Consider the following 20,888-nt stretch of genomic DNA (forward strand, 5'->3'; position numbering starts at 1 on the left):
TCAGCCCGCTTCTCGGACCGGACCGACGCGGCCGTCGCCCTCCGCCGTGTCTTCTGCCCCCCGGACTTCTCCTGTCCCTCGGACTCCTTCTGTCCCTCGGACTTCTCCTGTCCCCCGGACTTCCTCTGTCCCCCGGACTTCCTCTGTCCCCCGGACTTCCTCTGTTTCCGAAACCCCTTCTGCCCCCTGGCTCCGTTGTTCCGCCTGGCCTTCCTCCCCCTGCCGGGGCCCTCGCGCTTCCTGCGGCGTCCGCGTCGCCGGCGCCGTGCCCGGGTCCCGCTCCTGCCGGAGCGCCGCGGCGACCCGCTCGGCCAGCTCACTGGCGCCTTCGGCGGTCAGCCCGCGCACCTTCTCGGAGGTGACGACGGTCTGGGTACCGTCCGGCAGGGTGAGGGTGACGGTCTGATTGCCCCGGCGGCCCTGCAGCCACACCACGACGGCCGCCCCCACAGCCGCCGTCGGACCACCGGGAGCCAGCAGCAGCGAGATCAGCTCCCCCAGGGCACCCATGGCTCCGCCCGACGGCGCGGCGGGCGCCTCCCGGCGGACGAACCCGCGCAGCTCAGGGTCCTGGCGAAGCCACTGATAGAGGTCGTCGCAGGCTCCGGCCACATCTCCGTGCCCGGTATCCACGGACAGGGTCACTCTCATTCTCTGCTGCCCTCCAGCTGCAACACGGCGCATCATTACCAACTGTCCCCTCCAACACGCGAGTTGGCAACGCGGTAACGCGGGACGGCGCAGCGGTCGGCAGGTTCCGCAGCCGGCCCGCGGCCGGCCCGCAGCGCCGCCGCGGGCCGGTGCCGTCCTCGGTCCCGCAGGCACCGGGTGGGGTGCCGGTCCCGAGCGGGCCGCTCGTCGGCCGTACCGGAGGCGGACGTGCCGCGCCGCTACGGCCGGCCGATGGTCACGGCGCCTCGGAAGCGGTCCGGCGAGATGGTCGACATCGTAAATGCTCCGCATCCGCCGGATCAGTGCCCGTAGCACGTGCGCGATCGCAGCCGTGCCGACGAGGCGGACCGCCGGTCAGGCGGGAGTGGTCGACGGCGACAGCATGCTCATGGCGCGCAGCCCCCGGTCGGCGAAGGCGATCAGCCACTCGAAGCTCTCGTCGATGCCGGTGCTCCACTGGAAACCGTTGGCCGCCTGCAACGTGGCGAAGCCGTGGCAGAGGCTGCGGAGCATGCGCAGGGCGTGGTCCGCGTCGGCCTCTCCGATCTCGTAGCCACGCAGGACCGCCGTGAACGCGCCGAGCAGCCGCTGCCCCTCGATGGCCAGCGGATCGTCCGGGCCCGACGATTCCGCGCCGATCGTCGCGGCATACCGGCCGGGGTGCTCCAGGACGAAGCCTCTGAAGGCGCGCGCCGCGGCGGCCAGGGCGTCACGGCCCGCGTATCCCTGGATCGCACCACCGACGGTGTCGGCGGCCTGGCTCAACGCCAGGGCCGCGATGCGCCGGTTGAGGTCTTCCTGGCCGCCCACGTGCTTGTACAGGGACGGGGTGCGCACGCCCACCCGCTCGGCCAGCAGACCCATCGTCAGGTTGGCGAGGCCCACCTCGTCGGCGAGGGCGGCACCGGCCGCGACCACGGCCGCCGGGTCCAGGCCGGCCCTAGGCACGAGCGGCCTCCGTGCGGATGAAGGCGAGCACGAGCGAAACCACCTGGTCGGGGAACTGGTCGTGCGGGTAGTGCCCGGCGCCCTCGATCATCTCGAGGCGACCGAGGCCGGACGGCAGGGCGCCCACGATCGCCGACCCCTCGGCGTGCGGGTCGGCCCAGTCGGGGTCGAGCGTGCCCATCACGACCAGGACCGGGCAGCGGACGCTGCCGAGCTGCGCGCCGGCGTCGGTCGGGGCGCAGCGGCCCATGCCCTGCATGGCCTTCATCCGGCCCGGCTCGCGCAGCAGGGAGTCGATGCGGCCGAGCCGCTCGGCCCAGTCGGCCGGCTTCACGCCGGGGTAGGCCACGTCGAGGTACGAGCGCCAGAGCGGCACGCTGCCGAACGCCCCTGCGCCGAGCAGCCGGAGCATGCCCTGACGGAAACGCTTCACGCGCAGGTCGCCGAGACGGACCGATTGCTTGCGGGTGAACGGCGCCAACTCGACGACCGAGGTGATCAGCGAGGGTTCCCGCGCCGCGGCGATGGTGGCGGCACCGCCGGAGACCGAGTGGCCGACGAGCACGGCCGGGCCGCCCAGGTGACGGACCACCGCGAGCAGGTCGCCGGCGATGTCGGTGCGGCTCCAGGCCGGCCAGTCCGCGCTGGACTCCCCGCAACCGCGCAGATCGACCGCGGCGACCCGGTAGCCCGCCGCCACCAGCGGCGGGATCACGGCACGGTACGCGGCGCGGCTGTCGCCCATGCCGTGCGCGAGCACGATCAGGGGGCCGGACCCCGTCACCTCGTAAGCGATGGTGCCGCCGTCGACGGCAAGGTACTCGGTCATGGCATCCCCCAGTTCCTGGCTAATCTCGTTAGCCAAAAGCTAATGCCATTAGCCACACTTGTCAACGGCGGACTTACCGGCGCGGCCCCTGCCGCCCGTTCACGGCCGTCAGGGCGCTCGCAGTGGTGGCGGGCGGGGTCGCCTGCGGCGGGATGCCGGTCATGCCCGGGCCCCTACCGGGCGCGCGGGTCGTCCTCGCGGTAGAGCACGAGGTGCTCGTGGAAGAGAACCCCGTCGCGGACGTCGCCGGTGGCGGTGAAGCCGGTGTCGTCGACGTAGTCGAGGTGGTTGCCGGTGACGGTGTAGCGGCCGGTGTAGGCGCTCCGGCGGTTTCCCCGGGCCTCGTCGTAGCGGCCGTTCGGAAGCAGCTCCTGGCGGATGTGGCCGTCCGCGGTCACCCACATCCCGACGTAGGGGTGGGGAGCGCGGGGCGTGTCGTTGCTGGTCATGGCTCCACCCTCGGCCGTGCGGCGGGAGGCGGCCAGGCCGCCGTCCCTCCGGGTGAGGGGTTCCTGGGTGCCGCGCACCCACCGCCGGCTGATTCCCCGTGCGTCCCTCCACACGATCCCGGGAGGTGCCACCGGGAGACGTGCCACCGTCATCAGCCGAAGTCGTGGGACACCGCGCTCCCGCGGCGCGCGGTGTCCCGGGAGATGTCCGGTCCGGTTCGGACGCGTCTCGCCGGGAGCATGACCGTCGTGCCCGTCAGGGCCTCACTGGCCGGGCAGGTGGCCCTGGGCGTCCTGCGCCGCGGTGACGAACGCGTCGCCGTCGATGCCGGACGCACCTCTCAGGCGGACGACATCCCGGTCGGGCGGATCAGTCCGCTCTCGTAGGCGAAGATGGTCGCCTGAACGCGGTCCCGTAGGGCCAGTTTGCTGAGCACCGCGCTGACGTGCACTTTCACCGTGCCCACGGCCAGCCCCAACCGCGCTCCGATCTCCGCGTTGCTCAAGCCCGTGGCCACCAGGATCAGGATCTCGCGCTCGCGCTGGGTGAGGCAGTCCAGGGGGCCGGACGCCTCCGCACGGACCGGGGCCCCTCGGGCGAAGGCCGCTATCAGACGTCGCGTGACCGCGGGGGCGAGGACGCCGTCGCCGGAGGCGACGACACGGATCGCGGACAGCAGATCGTCCGGCTCGGAATCCTTGAGCAGGAAGCCGGAGGCTCCGGCACGCAACGCGTCGTAGACGTAGGCGTCGAGGTCGAACGTGGTGAGCACGAGGACTCGGGCTCCACCGCTGTGACGCGTGATGAGCCGGGTGGCCGTCAGCCCGTCCATACCGGGCATCCGGATGTCCATCAGCACCAGATCGGGGGCGAGTTCGGCCGCCAGCGACACTGCCGCGTCGCCGTCCGCGGCCTCGCCGACCACGGTCATGTCGTACTCGGCGTCCAGGATCGCCACGAAGCCCGCGCGGACGATCGCCTGATCGTCCACGACCAGCACCCGAATGCTGATGGCGCCTCTCCTTGTCTCGCTCACGCAGGGCCCGACGCCTGCGCCGCATCTTCCCATGGCGGGACCGGGACGTGCCAGGTCGGCCGTACCCGCCTGCGGACAGCCAGAACACGGGTCACCGCGAGCAGCGGACCGCGCCGGCCCCTCCTAGGTCCGAGGGGCGTCCTGTACGGCGTTCTCCCGACGCGCCGCGGGCGCCTGGCCGGCGTCGAGGCTCCCGAGCAGTCGACGCATGGTGGCGAGCGTCGCCCTCGACGCGGCGGCGACGTCGTCCAGGCTGCCCGCCTCCGCGGAGGAGATCACTCGGCCGGTCTGCCGGAGCACGGTCTCCCGCAGACCGCCGGCGACTCGCCGCCGCTCTTCGTGGACCAGTTCCCGCGCGCCCGCCAACAGGGCCGTGAGCGCCGCGTCCTCGCGGCTCAGCTCCCGCCTGCGGCGCCTGTGCATCAGCATCCCCGCTCCCCACGCGACCGTGAGCCCCAGGCCGAGGGGGACCAGCAGCACAACGAAGAGCAAGGACCCGTAGAACAGCACTGCGAGAAGAGAGCCGGCCGGCTCCCCGAGCATGGTTCCGTCGACGGCGAAGGCGGCCGTCATGGGGATCCCGAACGAGAGGACCGCCGCGGGAACCGACAGATACGACAGCCGGAAACCGGACGGATACGTCAACGGTGGCGCCGAGGGCTCGGCGTACCGGGCGGCAGGCGCGGTCGCGGGTCTCAGGGCGCGGCCGTAGGCGGCGACGGCGTAGACGGCGGCCAGTTCGACGACTCCGCCGCCCAGGAGGCAGTCCGCGGTGGACGGCGGCAGCACATCGCCGCGGAGCAGCACCGGCCACACCAGGGCAGTGGCCCCGACGGCCCCGAGGACCAGCCAAGGGGCACGCCGTCGCCACAACAGCGGCAGCGCGTGAACGGTCAGTACCAGCGCGAGCAGCAGGCACACCCCGACTCCGTGACCGGCGTTCCACGCGTTCGGCAGGGCGAAGCTCCACGATGCCACGGCGGCCGAGACGAAGACCGCCCCGTCCGCGATCCGCTGCTCGCGGGTGAAGTCACGCCGCCGTCCCACCACCGGCCGCCGTGCGGGCGGGGCGTCCGGGAGCACGGCGTGCACGCGCCAGCCCCCGTCCGGCCGGGGCCCCGCGGACAGCTGCCCCCCGATGGCGGCGGCGCGCCGGCACATCCCGGCCACCCCTCGACCGGAGCCGAGGCCCAGCTTGTCGCCGCCGGTGGAACCGGGTGGCCTGCCGTTGTCGACGGTCAGCCGCAGGGTGTCCCCGGCCCGCTCCGCCCGGACGCCGACCGAGGCGCCCGGTGCGTAGCGCAGGGCGTTGGTCAGCGCCTCCCGGATGATGGCGTGGGCGGCCTCGGCCGCCGGCCCGGCGAGGTCGGCGGGCAGGGAGACGGAGATGGGACGGCCCAGTCTGCCGAAGCCGGCAATCAGGGCCTCGATCGGAGCGGTCATCGACGCGGGAGCCGGTGCGTCACCCACCTGCATGACGGCCACGAGACGCCGCAGCGCGGACTGGGTCTCGCGGGCGGTACGGCTCGCGAACGCGAGTGCCTCGGCGCCGAGTTCGGGTCTGCTGCCGCCGAGCCTGCGGGCAGCCTCGACGGACACCACGACCGAGGTGAGGTGATGCGCGCTGATGTCGTGCAACTCCTGTGCCAGCCGCTCGCGTTCGGTGCCGGCGGCCTGCTCACGCTCCCTCTCGGCACGGGCCAGCCGCTCTTTCGCCGCCTGCCGTTCCCGCAGCCGGTACCGGTGGCCTGCGCCGAGGGCGGACGCCAGCAGGCAGAGGCCGGCGGCGACGAGCCAGTCGGAGAGGAGAACGCCGTCGAGGCCGTGCCGTACGGCCAGGGGAACGGGATCGACGACGACGGCGGCGGCGGTCGCGCCCAGGGCGACGGTCCAGTCTCTCCGCGCGGTGACGGAGAAGAGCGCTGTCAGGACCACCAGCCCGGGCACCAGGACCAGCATGTCGGGGGGTGCCAGAAGCTGCCCCAGCACCGACACCAGGAGAATCGCGGCGAGGGCGGCGAGCGGCGTCCGGTGGAGTCGGTCGAGCGCCACGACGGTGACCACCGTGGCGGACCACGCGGTGATCCACGCCGTGGTGCTCGGCGGCTCCTCCAGTGACGCGACCGTGAGGAACAGCAACACCGACTGCACTACCGCGAACAGGGCCGGCAGAAAGCGGCGCCGGGCGGCCCTCCTCATCGACGCGGCGGCCACGTCCTCGTGAGGTCCCGCCGACGCGGTTGCGATGCCGGTGCCAGTGCCAGTGCTCGTGCTCGTGCTCGTGCCGGTGAGCGCCGTCGGGCCGTCCGTGGTCCCTGCCGTCACGCGTGTACTCCGTCTCTCTCCCGGGGTGTTGTCTTCCTCAGTGTCGTCGCTCCCTGTTCCGCCGGTGCGCGCCGCTGCCCTCCCGGTAGAAGGGTGCAGCCCCTGCGGTGCGGTCCCCGCCGAACTCGCGCTCAGGACGCTGAGGCCGGTGCCCTGAGGAACCGGCCTCCGCGCAGCCGCGGACACGTCCGGGCCGGCCGGCCCGGTTCTCGCGTGCGCATGGAGGAGGCGGCCCGGCGCCGGTGACGTCCGCGGGCACCCGAGCTCCCTGCCACCCGGGGAGGCGTGCCGGGCCGGTTCCGGGCACCGTACCGGCGCTCTATGTCCTGCGGCCTAGACGGTGTTCCTCCCGGTGGCCGACGCCGCGTCGTCCCCGGGGCGAAAGGATCGTCACATGGAGCGAATCGATCTTCTCACCGCCCTGGTGGCCGCCCTGGCCCTTGCCGTCGTCGTGTGGTCCAAACCGCTGGAGAAGCAGCCGTTCTGGCTCTTCGTCCTCCTGTGTGCCGCCTTCTATCCCGCGGGCAAGGCGTTGTTCTCGGCGCTGGAGTCGGCCGCGGGCCCCGGGGGACCGCCGGCCGAGTGGACCTTCATGGTCAGCGTGAACGTCCTGTTCGCCGCGCTCGTCGCGTCGGCCTGCCGGAGGATCACGTCCTTCCGGGGCACACGCGCCGACCGGCGCTCCCACCACCGGGAGGTCGACGCGTGAGCTCCGTCCCGTCCACCCGCGCGTCGTGCGCTCCGCCGGGTCAGCCGCGCGCCGAGGCAGGCGCTCGTCGCACGGGTCCGTGATCCCGCCCTCGCCACCGTCGTGGGCGACCGCGTGAAGGAACGCGTCGGGCGTGCCGGATCAGGTCCATGCCTGTCGTTCCCGGCCGCGAGGGTCGTCGACCAAGGTCCAGTCGGCGTCGACACGCATGGTGGCCCGGCGCTCGGGGCCGTACGGGGCCCAGCCGGGATCGCCCGTCGCGGCGAACCGGATCCATGCCCCGTGCACGCGGGGAGCGAGATCGGCGGGTGGTCCGTCGGGGCCGAGCAGGGCATGGGCACCGTGCAACCGGGGCAGCCGCGTGAGGTCGAAGACGAAGGGCAGCTCCACCGCATGGGCGGCGCCGAGTCGTCCGTCCAGGGCGTGGGAGCGCCACGCGAACTCGTAGCTGTAGGTGGCGGCACCGGACCGGTCGGCGTGTGCGTCGGCAAGGGCCCGGCTGCCCGCGCCGAACAGGGCGTCGCCCATGAGGGCGGACCGCAGCTCGCCGTGGGCCGCCCTCGGGCGGGTCCTGCGGTACGTCTCCACGAGCCGGACCGGATCGGGATGCGCACGTGCCGCGACGGCGTCGACGTCCGCACGGGTCGAGGTGGCGTACGCGTCCACCGGGACCAGGTAGAGGTTCCCCTCCTCCGTGTTGGTTCCGACGAGCAGGTCGACGCCGGCGCCGAGGCCCGCGGCGACGGATACGGCCGGCTGGGTGTCCAGGACCAGGCTGAAGGGGCTGAGCCCGATCAGCGGGTCGTGGTGCGTAGCCGTCCGCAGGTCCGTGCCGGCGAGTGCGGAGGCCGCTGCCACCAGGCGGTCGTCCGGGATCTCCGCGAAGGCGTCGGCGTGCGGCTCGACGCCCAGGGCCCGGGCCGCTGCCGTGGTGACGCGGGCGGCCTGCTCGGACGTGAACGCTCCCAGGCCGCTGCCGCTCTGGACGATCGCCCGGTGGAACAGTCCCGCGGCCTCGGGAGTGGCCAGGGCTCCCCCGACGACGGTCGCTCCCGCCGACTGGCCGAAGAGGGTGACGTTGTGCGGGGCGCCACCGAAGGCGGCGATGTTGTCCCGTACCCAGCGCAGCGCGGCCACGACGTCGAGCAGGCCGCGGTTGGCGGGTGCTCCGGGAAGGTCGAGGAACCCCGCCATGCCGAGCCGGTAGTTGAGGGTGACGAGGACGACTCCGTCGCGGGCGAAGGCGGAGCCGTCGTACAGCGCGGACCTCGTCGACCCCGCGACGAATCCACCGCCGTGCACGAACACCATGACGGGCAGGTCACCGTCCGCGTCGGCGGGTGTCCAGACGTTGACCGTGAGGTAGTCCTCGCCACGGTGCCAACCGTCCCCGAAGTAGGGGGACATGTCCACGCGGCCGAGCCTGCGTTCGGCCTGCGGGGCGTTGGGCCCCGGCGTGGTGGCGTCCCGTACGCCGTCCCACGGTTCGTGCGGGCGGGGCGCCGCGAACCGGCCGGCGCCGCGGGGCGGGGCGGCGTAGGGGATGTTCAGGAACGTGATGACGCCGCCCTGGCGCAGGCCGCGTACGGATCCCCGCGTCGTGGTCACGACGGGGTCGGTGCGATGGTTCACGGGAGTGCCTTTCCGCAGGGCTCAGCCCTGTTCGGTGTACGGGGTGAAGGGGGCCCAGCCCTTGACGGCGAACCTGCTGCCGTCGCGCACCACCTCGGCGGCGCCGTGGCCGCCCAGGTGTGCGGGGATGACGAGCGCGTTGGTGTCCGCTGCCCGGCCCAGCACCGCGTGACGGGTGGCGCGCGCCTGCGCGGGGTCCTCGCAGAAGCAGCTGTTGGAGTCCGGTTCGAAGACCTGCACCGGGCTGTGCAGCAGGTCGCCGACGAAGACCGCGCGGTCCGTCCCGGAGGTGAGGGTCAGCACGGAGGAGCCGGGGGTGTGTCCCGGTGCGGGTTCCAGGCGCAGAGCGGCGTCGATCTGGTGGCTGTCCTCCCACAGCAGTGCCTGGCCGGCCCGGTACACCGGGACGACGCTGTCCTCGAACACGTTCTGGTTGCCGCGGCCGAGTACGGACTCGTGCCCGTTCTCCGGGTTCCAGAAGTCGAAGTCGGCCTTCGGCATCAGGTAGGTGGCGTTGGGAAAGGTGGGAACCCAGGTGCGCCCGTCGAGATACGTGTTCCAGCCGACGTGATCGATGTGAAGGTGCGTGTTGATCACGATGTCCACGTCCTCGGGGCGGACCCCGGCGCGGGCGAGGTTGTCGAGGAATCCGGTGTCCATCCGGCTCCACACGGGGGCGTAGGGGCGCTCCTTGTGATTGCCGACGCCGGTGTCGACGAGGATGGTCCTGCCCTCGCTGCGCAGCAGCCAGGTCTGGATCGCCGAGTTGACGATCCGGGTGTCGTCGTCCAGGAAGTCCGGGACCAGCAGGGTGCGGTGTTCTTCCCACGCCCTCTCGGGGCTGTCCGGGAAGAACGTCTCGGGAGTCATGTCCACGGGCCCGAAGTACTCCCGGACGCGGGTGAGTGTGACGTCACCCAGGGTGATGGTGTTCACGGTCGGTCTCCCATACGTTTCGCGTCAGGTCCGTCCGGCAGGACGGCTGTCGGTGGCGGGGCGGGGATGCCCCGGCGTCAGCGGCTGGTGGTGCCGCCTCGCCCGGCGGTACGGTCCGGCGCCTCGCCCGGCGGTGCGGTCCGGCGCTTCGACGCCGGCTTCGCCGGGGCCCGCCGAGGAAGCGGAGGGTGCTCCTCCAGGTGGGCCGCCTTCCGGGTGCCGGGATCGGCGGCCCGTTCGGAGCACGTGGAGCGACCCCGGCGGGGCCCGCCGCGCGAGGGCCGCGTCGTGCCCCCCGGCCGGGGCCTCCAGCGGGCCGCCCGGCTCACGGCCGGCCGGTGGCGACGCGGCGCGGTGCCCGCACGGCCTCGGCTCCGTCGCGGGCCGGCCCCGGTCCCGCGGGCCGGTGATGTGCGTCGTGCCGTGGCCCAGCCGGTCGGCTTCGGGCTCACCGCCGACGCGGAAGCCCCCGGGGAGCGTGGCGGAACGGAGTGGCGGTGTCAGAGGTCTCGGTCATGTGGTCGTCCTCACGGGATGTGCGCTGCGCGGGGCGTGCCGTCGTCGCAGCAGGTGAACGGTGCAGGACCCATGTCAGCGGCATCACGGCGGCCGAGCCAGACCCGGCGGTGCCTATCCCCGACCGGGTCAGGTTGCCGGCCGGCGGGGTCCACATACTGGGTCTCATGAGCGGACAGCGAGGACTCGGGAACTTCCTGCAGACCCGGCGGGCCCATCTGCGCCCCGAGGACGTGGGGCTGCCGGACTACGGGGACCGGCGCCGGGTGCCCGGTCTGCGCCGTGAAGAACTGGCACTGCTGGCCGGCGTGAGTTCCTCGTACTACACCCGTCTGGAACAGGGCCAGTCCGTGGGCGCCTCACCGGAGGTCCTCGACGCCATCGGCCGGGCGCTGCGCCTGGACGAGGCCGAGCAGCGTCACCTCCACGACCTGGCGGACAGCGCGAGGCGGCGCACGGTCGTCCGCCGCCCGCCCGCCGAACACGTCGACGCGGCGACCTTCGCCCTCCTGGCCGCCTTCGGTGACGTTCCCGCCCTCGTCAGCGGGCGGCGCGGTGACGTACTGGCCTGGAACCGGATGGGACACGCGCTGTTCGCCTCCCACATCGACCCGGCCCGCCCGGCGGAGCCCGGCGACCGCCCCAACCTGGCCCGCCTCGTCTTCCTCGACCCCCACACCCGCGCGCTGTACGCCGACTGGCCGAGCAAGGCGAGGGCCGTCGTCGAGAACCTCCGTATGACGGCCGGCCGGCACCCCGACGACACGCTGCTCACCTCACTCGTCGGCGAGTTGACGATGGGGAGTCCGGAGTTCGCCGCCATGTGGGCCGATCACAGGGTCAGTCCCTGTGATTCCGCGACGTACGAGATGCACCACCCGCTGGTCGGCAGCCTCACCGTGACGCAGCAGAGCCTGCGTCCCCCGCAGGACGAGGAACGGCACATCGTGCTCGCCATCGCCGAGCCCGACTCCCCGTCGCAGGCCGCGCTCCACCTGCTCTCCCGGGCGACCGCCCCGTCCGCCCCGTCCGCCCGTCCGGAGCGCCCCGCTCCCGGTCCTGCTCGGTGAAGCCATCAGACGTGACACCGTGCCGGCGCGCCCGGCGGTCTGCTGGGAGCCGGCGCCGTTCACAGGACCTCGTTCCGCGCCGGACCGCATGACGCCCTTGCTCACCTGGCGCACGGTGCCGGCCCGTCGGACTGGGGGGACGGAACTCGCCGCCCCTCAGCGGGAGTCCGCCCCAGGGCACCCGGCACACGACGAGCGCGGCAGCCGCGGGTGGACCGTCCTGAAGACGCCGGCGGTCCTCCGTGCGAGTGGCACCCCCGGCAGCCGCCCACGTCGTGCGCGCTGGTGAACCGCGTCGGTCTCAGACTCCTTGTGCCGCTCCTCCGGGAACCCGAAGCTCCGGCTCCGCACGCAGCCCGTCGACGTCCACCCCGCTCTCCGTCAGCACCCGCCCGACCTCCGCCGCGGACTCCGGGTCCGTCCCGGCCCCGTCCAGCAGGGCCGCCAGCAGATGGGTCGTACCGACCGTCGGCGAGCCCTGAGCGGAGGCGGTGAACTGCGTGACGTGCAGGAGCCGTCGCTCGAAGTCGGCGGAGCCGGCGACCTCCGGGGGCACCCCCTCCGCGACCCCGGTGGAGGGGAGCAGCACCCGGGCGACGGCACCCAGTCGTGCGCCGTGCCGGCGCAGGAGTTCCGCCCCCCGGTTCGCTCCGGTCAGCTCCTCGGGCAGCTCACGGTCCGCGACGGTCAACGACCGGTCCAGCGCCAGGATCCCCAGCAGCACATCGACCGCTTCCGTCTCCGCCGCCCCGCGCCGCACCGCGCTGCGCTGTGCCTCCGAGCGCACCGCGCCGACGACCGCGGAGCCGAACCCGGCGCCGCCCCCGAACACCCAGGCGACGAACTTCCGGGTCAGTGGATTACCGCTCTTCCCGAACGTCCCCGCCTTGCGCATCATCAGCACCGGACCGGGCTCCGGCGCTTCGTCGCTCCCCCGCAGCGGGTGGAGCGCGGTCGAGGCGGCCGCGACATCCAGCTTCTCCACCACCATGGCCTCGCGGGCCCGCGTACCGGGCTGCTCGACCAGTGCCCGCGCCACGTGGCGGACGCGTACGGAAACGGTGCCCTCTTCCCGTGCCGCCTCCAGCGCCTTGCGCAGACAGGTGCGCAACGCGGCGGTCATCGGCGGGAGCGCGAAGCCCTCCGGCTCCTCCTCCTTCCGGTTCCTCCAGCGCAGCCTCTTGGTCTCCTCCTGCCGGACCTCCCGCCAGAAGGCGTCGATCTCCCGCTCGTCGTCCGGGCTCCCCACCTCGCCGTCACCGGCGTCCCCGCTGATCCACACCGATGTCCCCCGGGCCGCGATCGAGCCGCCGAGTGAGCCGGAGGCCCTCATTCCGGGGGCGATCGCCGAGCCCGCGGCCCATTCGCCCGACACGAGTGCGTACAACAGGCCTTCCGTACCGACATCCGCACGTTCCTGCTCGGCCACCGCGCGCATCGTCTCCAGCAACAGCTTGACGACGTCCCTCTCGAACTCGGTGGTCGCGTCGGCGGTGCGGTCGGACGTTCGCTGATCCATCGGGGTGCCCCTCCGTGGTGGTTGCTTACCACCGAGGACGCCGGCCGACGCTCTCCGGCTCCACGTCGGACGGCCGGGCTTCCGGTCCGGGTTGGGACCGGTACGGTCGCCCCTGGCCCGGAGCCCGCTTCCCGGCCGCTCCCCGCCCGTGTCAGCGGCGTGCGGGGAGCGTGATGCCGTAGGCCCTCATCTTGCGGTAGATCGTCGTACGGGAGATGCCGAGCCGCTGGGCCGCGAGCAGTTTGTTGCCGTCCGCTTCCAGCAGGGCCTGGACCAGGGTGTCGCGCTCGGACGCTTCCCAGGCGCTCAGGGAGCGGTTGCCCGTGCTGTGCAGGGACGGCGGCAGGTCGCGGAGCTCGATCCGGTACGTACGGCGGCCCGCGGCGGCCTTGCTCAGGACGAGACTCAGCTGGCGGATGTTGCCGGGCCAGTCGTGCCGGCGCAGCAGCGGCAGGACCTCCGGGGCGCACGTCACGCCCGCGCCGATGCGTTGCAGCAGACGGTCGACCAGGGCCGGGAGGTCCGTGAGACGGTGCCGCAGGGCGGGGACCGCCGCCGTTTCGAGGAAGCAGTGCCTCAGCGGCTCCGGTACGCCCGGTGCGCGGCGGAGCGTCCCCACGACCCATGTGCCCTGTGCCGCCGCGGCGTCCAGCGCCCGGGCGACGGCGGGTCCCTGCCCGGGGGCCACCGCGTCGGCATTGCGCAGGACCAGGGCGCGGCCCGGTCCGGTGGGCACCGCACGCAGGGCAGCCGACAGGTCGTTCCCGGCCTCGGCGGCCCCGGGCGCCGCGGCGTCCACGACGACGGGTGCCGAGGCCGCCCCGGTCAGCGCGTGCGCGGCACGGACCAGCGCGGACTTCCCTGTTCCGGTCTCGCCGTGGAGCAGGAGCGGCGTCCGTGCGCGGGCGCAGCGCGACACCGTACGGGAGACGGTGTTCCACGCCGGATCCGTGCCGGCCAGGCCCGGCAGCGGCCACGGCCGGGCCGCGTCCCGTTCCTCGCGGGAGCGGGAACCGGTACCGGTACGGGCCTGGGCGGAGGGGCGGTCCGTGAAGGCCAGCTCCAGCAGGTATCCGGCCGCCCCCGCCGAGCTGTCGACCTGGCGGCACCGCATCAGGACGGTCTCCCCGCCGGTCAACTGCACCTGCTTTCGCGCGCGGGGCGCGTGCCCGAGCTCGGCGGCGGCCTCGTGCAGCAGTCGGTGATCGTCGCCGTTGAGCCTCGCCGACGCGGCGGTGTTGGCGAGCACGAGGTCCTGGCCGAGACAGAGCACCGGCCGGTCGCCGTAGTGGGTGACCTGCTGGAACGCCTCCAGCAGGGCGCGCTGGTGCGCGCTGCTGAACTCGTACATCACGCGTTCGATGTCATCGACGGCTTCCTGCACCAGGGCTGCCATGAGGGCGCGCGCCGGGCCGTTCCAGCAGGTCAGGTTCATGGCTCCCTCGACCCGTCCGGTGACCGAGTTCCGGATCGGGGCGGCGGCGCAGGAGACGTTCTGCAGGCGTTCGTTGAAGTGCTCGGTGCCCAGCACCACATTGGGCCGGCGCTCCTCCAGGGCGACCCCGATGCCGTTCGTACCGACGAACTGTTCGGCGTAGTTGAAGCCGGGCGCCAGGTGGACCCGGTCCAGGTGCGCCGAGAGCCGCTTCTCGCCGACGCGGCGATCGCGTACCCAGCCGTTGCGGTCCGTCACGATCACACAGGCGTCCGAACCGGCCAGCGCCCGCTCCAACCGGTCCAGGACGGGTGTGGCGGCGCGTACCAGACGGCTCTCCCGGTCGTAGTCCGGCTTGTAGGGAACGACCACCTCGTCCGTACCGATCCCGAGGTACTTGGAACGCTGCCAGGAGTTGAGAATGCCCTCGGGCACGATCGCCGCAGGCAGTTCCGCGTTCTCGAGGAACTTCAGGCGCGCTTGGGCGATGGTCCGGTCCCGCGCTGTGCTGTCACTGAGCATGGCGCCTCCGATGAGCGTGTTTCCGCCATATTACGAACGCGTTTGCACCTGTCAACGGGTGGTTGCCCACGACTTCTCCGTGCGTTCTCCGTGCCCTGATCAGGGGCGACCGGGGTGTGTTCCACATTGAAAAACTCGACGGCGCCCCCTGCCTCCACGCTGAGGGCGGCGCCGCACGAAGGTGCGGCCGCTCAGCGTCGAGCACAGGAGGACCCATGACTTCCGCCCGGAACGAAGCCCGTACCGCCATCGTCACCGGCGCCGCCCGGGGCATCGGCCGCAGCATCGCGGAGCGGCTGGCCGAGGACGGGCTGGACGTGGCCGTCGCCGACCTCCCCGGCATGGGCGAGGAACTGAGCGAGGTGGCGGCCGGCATCGAGAAGACGGGCCGCCGGGCCCTCGCCGTGCACGCCGACGTGACCAGCAAGGAGCAGACCGACGCACTCGTCGAGGAGGTCGCGGGCCGCTTCGGCGGGGTCGACGTCTTCGTGGCCAACGCCGGCATCGCCAGGGTCACTCCGCTGCTGGAGACCGGACTGGACGAGTTCGAGCAGGTCATGGCGGTGAACCTGCGCGGCGTCTTCCTCTCCTACCAGGCCGCGGCACGGCAGATGATCGCCCAGGGGAGCGGCGGCAAGATCATCGGTGCCGCCTCGATCGTCGCGTACCGCCCGTTCGCGCTGCTCGGCACCTACTCGGCGTCGAAGTGGGGCGTGCGCGGGCTGACCCAGGCCGCGGCCATGGAGTGGGCGCGGCACGGCATCACCGTCAACGCGTACTGCCCGGGCATCGTCGGCACCGACATGTGGGACCTGATCGACGAGCGGCTGGCCGAGGCCGAGGGCCTGCAGAAGGGCCGGGCCATCAAGAAGTACGCGGAGGCGATCGCGCTCGGCCGGGTCGAGGAGCCCGCGGATGTCGCGTCCTTCGTCTCCTACCTGGCCTCGCGGGACTCGGACTACATGACCGGCCAGTCCGTCATGATCGACGGCGGTATCCAGTTCTCCTGAACGCGGCCCGTCGAGCGCCCGCTCGGCCAGTCATCGCGCACCGATCCGGTCGGCCACCCACCGCGAACCGAGGAGAGAGATGTATTCCAAGGACGGCGAGAGCTACTTCATCGTCGACGCGCACGTCGCGCTCTGGGACGCGCGTCCCGAGAACCGGCTCAACATCCACGGCAAGCAGTTCATCGACTGCTTCTACGACTACCACCGGAACCTGAGCCCGGAATCGGAGCTCTGGCCGTACGAGGAGTTCCTCCACTACGGCGGCGAGCGTCTGATGAAGGACCTCTTCGCCGACGGGTACGTCGACCACGCCATCTTCCAGCCCGCGCGGCTGGGAGCGTTCTACCGCAACGGCTTCGGGCAGACCGAGGAGTCCTTCGCGCTCGCACAGCGGCACCCGGACAAGCTGACCTACAACCACTCGTGGGACCCCCGCTACGAGCAGAAGGGCCTCGACCGGCTGCGGCGGGACGCCGAGCGGTTCCAGCTCAAGGGCGTGAAGCTGTACACCGCCGAGTGGAAGGGCGACAGCCGCGGCTACAAACTCGACGATCCGTGGACGTACCGCTATCTCGAGGCGTGTCAGGAACTCGGGATCAACAACATCCACATCCACAAGGGGCCGACCATCCGGCCACTGGACCGGGACGCGTTCGACGTGGCGGACGTCGACAAGGCGGCCACGCGGTTCCCCGAGATGAACTTCGTCGTCGAGCACTGCGGCCTGCCCCGGCTCGAGGACTTCTGCTGGATCGCCACGCAGGAACCCAACGTGCACGCGGGTCTCGCGGTCGCGATGCCGTTCATCCACAGCCGGCCGCGCTATTTCGCGCAGATCATCGGCGAACTGCTGTACTGGCTGGACGAGGACCGCATCCAGTTCTCCAGCGACTACGCATTGTGGACGCCCCGGTGGCTGATCGAGCGGTTCGTCGATTTCCAGATCCCCGAGGACCTGACGGAGTACGCGCCGGTCACCCTGGCGCAGAAGAAGAAGATCCTCGGCCTGAACGCGGCCGCCATGTACGGCATCGAGGTCCCGGCCGGACTGGGTCTCGCCGAACCGGAGGTGGTCTGAGATGTCCGCCGGCACACCGCGGATGTCCGCCGCCGCGCGGGAACGGTCCGCTCGCGCGGCGCTGGACACGGTCTACGATCCGGAGCTGGACGAGCCGATCACCGACCTCGGTTTCGTACGCTCCGTGACGGAGGCCCCCGACGGGGCGCTCACCGTACGTCTCAGGCTCCCCACCTCGTTCTGTTCGCCGAACTTCGCCTATCTGATGGCCTCGGACTCCAAGGACGCGCTGACGGCACTGCCCTGGACCCGGGAGGTCGTGGTGCTGCTCGACGACCACCACGACTCGGACCTGATCAACCGTGGCCTGGCCGCGGACGCGGGCTACCGCGGGACGTTCGGGGCCGAGGCGGAGAAGGACCTCGAAGCGCTCCGGCTGACGTTCCGCCGCAAGGCGCATGCCGCGGCGATGGAACGGGCGCTGACCCTGCTGCTCCGGTCCGGTCCGGACCTCACCGAGGAGGAGCTCCACGACGTGGTGCTCGGCGACCTGCCCGAGGCGGCGGCGACCGGAGCGCTGCTGCGGCGCCGCGCGGCGCTGGGCCTCGGGGTGGCACCGTCCGACCCGGTCCTGGTGGACGAGGACGGGCGGCGGTACCCGCCGGGGGAGATTCCGCTCCGCCTCCGCTTCGCCCGCTCGGTCCGGGTGTCGATCGACGGCAACGCGCACTTCTGCCGGGGCCTGCTCCGCACCCGCTACCCGCAGTCCGCGGCCGACCAGGCCCCGCGCGAGGAGGACTCCGCGGCGGCGGGCCGGCCCGCGCACGCCAAGGATCTCCGCCACCTCACCGCTCCGCCGAAGGAGAACGTCTCGTGAAAGCAGTCCAGGTCGTCGGCTACGGCAAGAACCTCGAGATGGCCGAGGTCCCGGCCCCCGAGGTCACCGGCCCGTACGACGTGATCGTCAGGGTCGGCGGGGCCGGTGTGTGCCGCACCGACATCCACATCCTGGAGGGGCAGTGGGCGCAGAAGTCCGGCGTGGAACTGCCCTACACGATCGGTCACGAGAACGCCGGCTGGGTCCACGCGGTCGGCACCGCCGTCACCAACGTCTCCCAGGGCGACAAGGTCATCGTGCACCCGCTGATCACCTGCGGACTGTGCCGGGCGTGCCGGGCCGGTGACGACGTGCACTGCGAGAACAACCTCTTCCCCGGTATCGACACGGCCGGCGGCTACGCCGAGTACCTGAAGACCTCCGCGCGCAGTGTCGTGCGGATCGACGACTCCCTCGAACCGGCCGATGTGGCGGCTCTCGCCGACGCGGGTCTGACGGCTTACCACGCGGCGGCCAAGGCCGCCCGGAAGCTGCGGCCGGGCGACCGCTGCGTCGTGATCGGCGCGGGCGGGCTGGGGCACATCGGCGTGCAGGTGCTCAAGGCCATCACCGCTGCCGAGATCGTCGTCGTCGACCGCAATCCCGACGCGGTGGCCCTGGCCGTCTCCATCGGCGCCGATCACGGGGTCCTCGTCGACGGCGGCCACGTGGACCGGGTGCGCGAACTGTCCGGCGGGCAGGGGGCGGAGGCAGTCATCGACTTCGTCGGTGAGGGCGGCTCCACCAGGGACGGCGTTGCCATGCTGCGCCGGGCGGGCGACTACCACGTGGTCGGCTACGGCGAGAACATCGACGTCCCCACCATCGACATCATCTCCGCCGAGATCAACTTCATCGGCAACCTCGTCGGCTCCTACAACGACCTGTGTGAGCTGATGGTTCTCGCCGCGCAGGGCCGCGTACGCCTGCACACCGCCAAGTACCCCCTCGACCGCTTCCAGGACGCCCTGGACGATCTCGGGAGCGGCCGGATCCGGGGCCGGGCGATCCTCACCCCGTGACCCCGCCCCGCACGACGAAGGGAGCAACCCCTTGATTTTCATCACCGTGAAGTTCCGTGTCCTTCCCGAGCACGCCGACCGGTGGCCCGAGGTGGTGGAGGAGTTCACCCGCGCGACGCGCGCCGAGCCGGGATGCCTGTGGTTCGACTGGTCCCGCAGCATCGAGGACCCGGCGGAATACGTTCTGGTGGAAGCCTTCCGGGACGCCGAGGCCGGTGCGGCGCACGTGGGCTCGGCGCACTTCGGGGCGGCGCGGCGGACATTGCCGCCGCATCTCGCCGCCACCCCCAGGATCGTCAACGTCAAGGTGCCCCAGGACGACTGGTCGCTGCTCGGCGAGATGGCGGTCGGCGAAGGCTGACGCGGGGCGCGCGGCGTCACGGAGGGGGCCGGAGCCGGCCGTACGGGCTTCTGCCCCCGCCACGGCCGCTTGCGGGTACGCGGCGACCAAGCCCGCGCAGAGACCTACGGGCGGCTCCTGGCCCGCGACAACCGCACCCACCTGGAGACGCTCGGCTCCTTCGCTCCGCCGTCGGGGCCCGGACGGTCCTCCCCGCACGCCTTCGGCGCGACGTTCGCCGAGGTCGCCGTCGACGTCCGCCTGGGCCTGGCGCCGGTCCGGCGGATGCTCGGCGTCCACGACGCGGGCCGCATCATCAGTCCCGAGCTCGCCGGGAGTCAGGCCCTGGGCGCCATGGCCGGCGGCATCGGCCGGACCCCGCTGGAGCACACCGTCACCGACCACCGCGACGGCCGGATCGTCAACGCCGACCTGGCCGACCACCTCGTCCCCGTCAACGCCGACGTCCCCGACCCCGCGGGCGGTCCACCTCGACAACGGCGAGGACCTCCATGCCGTCCCCATCGGCGTCAAGGGTCTCGGCGAGGTCGTCGCCGCCGGCGTGGCACCCGCCACCGCCAACGCCGTCTTCCACGCCACCGGCCGCCGCGTTCGCGAACTGCCCCTCCCCGTCTCGCTCGGTACTCGCCGAGGTGTGCGGGAGAGCGTTGCGGTGACCTTCCACCGCGGCCTGCGGGAACTCAGGCCGGGAGGCCCAGTTCCCTCGCGATCAGCATGCGCTGGACCTCGCTCGTGCCCTCGCCGATCTCCAGGATCTTGGAGTCCCGCCACATCCGCGCCACCGGGTACTCGTTCATGAACCCGTACCCCCCATGGATCTGCGTCGCCTCCCGCGCGTTGTCCACCGCCACCGTCGAGGAGTACAGCTTCGCCACCGCCGCCTCCTTCTTGAACGGCTCCCCCCGCACCAACCGCGACGCCGCGTCCCGCCAGCCCACCCGCGCCATGTGGGCCCGCATCCCCATGTCCGCGATCTTGAACTGGATCGCCTGGTAATCACCGATCGGGCGCCCGAACGCGCGACGCTCGCGCGCGTACTTCACCGACTCGTCCACACACCCCTGCGCCAGCCCCGTCGCCAGCGCCGCGATCGCCACCCGCCCCTCGTCCAGGATCCGCAGGAACTGCGCGTACCCACGCCCCTCCTCGCCCAGCAGATTCCCACCCGGCACCCGCACGTCCGAGAACGACAGCCCGCGGGTGTCCGACGCGTTCCAGCCCACCTTCGAATACGGTGCCGCCACGGTGACACCAGGCGTCCCCGACGGCACGATGATCGACGAGATCAGCGGCTGCCCGTCCGGCTTGCGACCCGTCACCGCCGTCACCGTCACCAGTCCCGTGATGTCCGTACCCGAGTTGGTGATGAAGCACTTCGACCCGTTGATCACCCACTCCCCCGTCGCCCCGTCCCGCACCGCCGTCGTCCGCGTCCCGGCCGCATCCGAACCGCACCCCGGCTCCGTCAGCCCGAACGCACCCAGCATGTCCCCCGCACACAACCTCGGCAGCCACTGCCGCTTCTGCTCCTCGGTGCCGAAACGGAACACCGGCATGGCTCCCAGCGAGACACCCGCCTCCAGCGTGATCGCCACCGAGGAGTCCACCCGCGCCAGTTCCTCCAACGCGATCCCCAGGGCCAGGTAGTCCCCGCCCATCCCTCCGTACTCCTCAGGGAACGGCAGCCCGAACAGTCCCATCCGCCCCATCTCCCGCACGATCTCGTACGGGAACTCGTGGCGCTCGTACAGGTCCCCGATCTTCGGGGCCACCACGTCATGGGCGAACTCGGCGACGGTGCGGCGCAGTTCCTCGTGCTCGGGGGTGAGGCGATGGTCCATGGTCTTCAGCGGTCCTTAAGTGAGAGGTCCGTACACGGGAAGAGCCGGCGGGGTCGGTCCGCCCGGCGGGCCGGGCCTGCCGCTTCCCGGTCAGTCGGCGCAGCCGCCGGCCCGCTTGCCGATCATCGAGCGGCTCGGTTCCTCAAGAGTCCGTTGGGCG

Annotated in this window: 18 protein-coding genes and 1 pseudogene; 8 read left to right on the top strand and 11 right to left on the bottom strand. The window is 72.3% G+C overall.

What is annotated here, in order from left to right:
• From ACP4IX_RS05560 to ACP4IX_RS05585, 6 genes are all read right to left on the bottom strand, one after another.
• A complete protein-coding gene (locus tag ACP4IX_RS05560) occupies positions 1-963 on the bottom strand; it encodes an effector-associated constant component EACC1 (protein WP_426554887.1) in 963 nt (320 codons plus the stop codon).
• Positions 964-1,026: 63 nt separating this feature from the next.
• Positions 1,027-1,590: a TetR/AcrR family transcriptional regulator gene (locus ACP4IX_RS05565; RefSeq protein WP_426523717.1), complete on the bottom strand. Its 564-nt coding sequence runs from the start codon at positions 1,588-1,590 to the stop codon at positions 1,027-1,029.
• A 22-nt stretch (positions 1,591-1,612) separates the two neighbouring features.
• Positions 1,613-2,449: an alpha/beta fold hydrolase gene (locus ACP4IX_RS05570; RefSeq protein ID WP_426554888.1), complete on the bottom strand. Its 837-nt coding sequence runs from the start codon at positions 2,447-2,449 to the stop codon at positions 1,613-1,615.
• Positions 2,450-2,622: 173 nt separating this feature from the next.
• Positions 2,623-2,898, bottom strand: a complete 276-nt coding sequence (locus tag ACP4IX_RS05575; RefSeq protein ID WP_426523679.1) for an Atu4866 domain-containing protein — start codon at positions 2,896-2,898, stop codon at positions 2,623-2,625.
• 341 nt (positions 2,899-3,239) lie between these two features.
• Positions 3,240-3,911 (bottom strand): response regulator, encoded by a 672-nt coding sequence (locus ACP4IX_RS05580; RefSeq protein ID WP_426523718.1) that lies wholly within the window; start codon positions 3,909-3,911, stop codon positions 3,240-3,242.
• 147 nt (positions 3,912-4,058) lie between these two features.
• Positions 4,059-6,260, bottom strand: coding sequence for a sensor histidine kinase (locus ACP4IX_RS05585; RefSeq protein WP_426554889.1), 2,202 nt, complete (start codon positions 6,258-6,260; stop codon positions 4,059-4,061).
• A 394-nt stretch (positions 6,261-6,654) separates the two neighbouring features.
• Between ACP4IX_RS05585 and ACP4IX_RS05590 the strand changes: the two genes are divergently transcribed.
• Positions 6,655-6,969, top strand: a complete 315-nt coding sequence (locus ACP4IX_RS05590; RefSeq protein ID WP_426523681.1) for a hypothetical protein — start codon at positions 6,655-6,657, stop codon at positions 6,967-6,969.
• A 141-nt stretch (positions 6,970-7,110) separates the two neighbouring features.
• Here ACP4IX_RS05590 and ACP4IX_RS05595 read toward each other — a convergent pair whose 3' ends face one another.
• Entirely contained in the window at positions 7,111-8,601 is a 1,491-nt protein-coding gene (locus tag ACP4IX_RS05595) for a carboxylesterase/lipase family protein (RefSeq protein ID WP_426554891.1), read from the bottom strand.
• Positions 8,602-8,622: 21 nt separating this feature from the next.
• The gene (locus ACP4IX_RS05600; RefSeq protein WP_426554892.1) at positions 8,623-9,537 is read right to left on the bottom strand and encodes an MBL fold metallo-hydrolase; all 915 of its coding nucleotides are present in this window, start codon (positions 9,535-9,537) and stop codon (positions 8,623-8,625) included.
• A 683-nt stretch (positions 9,538-10,220) separates the two neighbouring features.
• On the opposite strand from ACP4IX_RS05600, the gene ACP4IX_RS05605 reads away from it, so the two are divergent.
• Positions 10,221-11,123, top strand: coding sequence for a helix-turn-helix domain-containing protein (locus ACP4IX_RS05605; RefSeq protein ID WP_426554893.1), 903 nt, complete (start codon positions 10,221-10,223; stop codon positions 11,121-11,123).
• A gap of 301 nt (positions 11,124-11,424) precedes the next feature.
• Here ACP4IX_RS05605 and ACP4IX_RS05610 read toward each other — a convergent pair whose 3' ends face one another.
• Both ACP4IX_RS05610 and ACP4IX_RS05615 read right to left on the bottom strand, forming a co-directional pair.
• A complete protein-coding gene (locus ACP4IX_RS05610) occupies positions 11,425-12,642 on the bottom strand; it encodes a hypothetical protein (RefSeq protein WP_426554894.1) in 1,218 nt (405 codons plus the stop codon).
• Positions 12,643-12,793: 151 nt separating this feature from the next.
• Positions 12,794-14,599 (bottom strand): sigma-54-dependent Fis family transcriptional regulator, encoded by a 1,806-nt coding sequence (locus ACP4IX_RS05615; RefSeq protein WP_426554895.1) that lies wholly within the window; start codon positions 14,597-14,599, stop codon positions 12,794-12,796.
• Positions 14,600-14,814: 215 nt separating this feature from the next.
• Between ACP4IX_RS05615 and ACP4IX_RS05620 the strand changes: the two genes are divergently transcribed.
• From ACP4IX_RS05620 to ACP4IX_RS05645, 6 genes and pseudogenes are all read left to right on the top strand, one after another.
• Positions 14,815-15,609: an acetoin reductase gene (locus tag ACP4IX_RS05620; protein ID WP_426523687.1), complete on the top strand. Its 795-nt coding sequence runs from the start codon at positions 14,815-14,817 to the stop codon at positions 15,607-15,609.
• A gap of 79 nt (positions 15,610-15,688) precedes the next feature.
• Complete coding sequence (locus tag ACP4IX_RS05625) at positions 15,689-16,687, top strand: amidohydrolase family protein (protein WP_426523688.1); 999 nt, start codon at positions 15,689-15,691, stop codon at positions 16,685-16,687.
• A 1-nt stretch (position 16,688) separates the two neighbouring features.
• Positions 16,689-17,504: an iron-sulfur cluster assembly protein gene (locus ACP4IX_RS05630; RefSeq protein ID WP_426523689.1), complete on the top strand. Its 816-nt coding sequence runs from the start codon at positions 16,689-16,691 to the stop codon at positions 17,502-17,504.
• Positions 17,501-18,526: an NAD(P)-dependent alcohol dehydrogenase gene (locus tag ACP4IX_RS05635; protein ID WP_426523690.1), complete on the top strand. Its 1,026-nt coding sequence runs from the start codon at positions 17,501-17,503 to the stop codon at positions 18,524-18,526. The genes ACP4IX_RS05630 and ACP4IX_RS05635 overlap by 4 nt, the downstream gene beginning before the upstream one ends.
• Positions 18,527-18,557: 31 nt before the next feature.
• The gene (locus tag ACP4IX_RS05640; RefSeq protein ID WP_426523691.1) at positions 18,558-18,887 is read left to right on the top strand and encodes a putative quinol monooxygenase; all 330 of its coding nucleotides are present in this window, start codon (positions 18,558-18,560) and stop codon (positions 18,885-18,887) included.
• Between the two features lie 57 nt (positions 18,888-18,944).
• Positions 18,945-19,494, top strand: a pseudogene (locus ACP4IX_RS05645) (molybdopterin cofactor-binding domain-containing protein); the annotation flags it as partial.
• Between the two features lie 73 nt (positions 19,495-19,567).
• Here ACP4IX_RS05645 and ACP4IX_RS05650 read toward each other — a convergent pair.
• Positions 19,568-20,728 carry an acyl-CoA dehydrogenase family protein gene (locus ACP4IX_RS05650; RefSeq protein WP_426523692.1) on the bottom strand — a complete coding sequence of 387 codons (1,161 nt, stop codon included), beginning with the start codon at positions 20,726-20,728 and terminating at the stop codon, positions 19,568-19,570.
• Positions 20,729-20,888 lie beyond the last annotated feature (160 nt).

This window comes from Streptomyces sp. WG5 (assembly GCF_049974565.1).
In the GTDB taxonomy this organism is placed as follows: domain Bacteria; phylum Actinomycetota; class Actinomycetes; order Streptomycetales; family Streptomycetaceae; genus Streptomyces.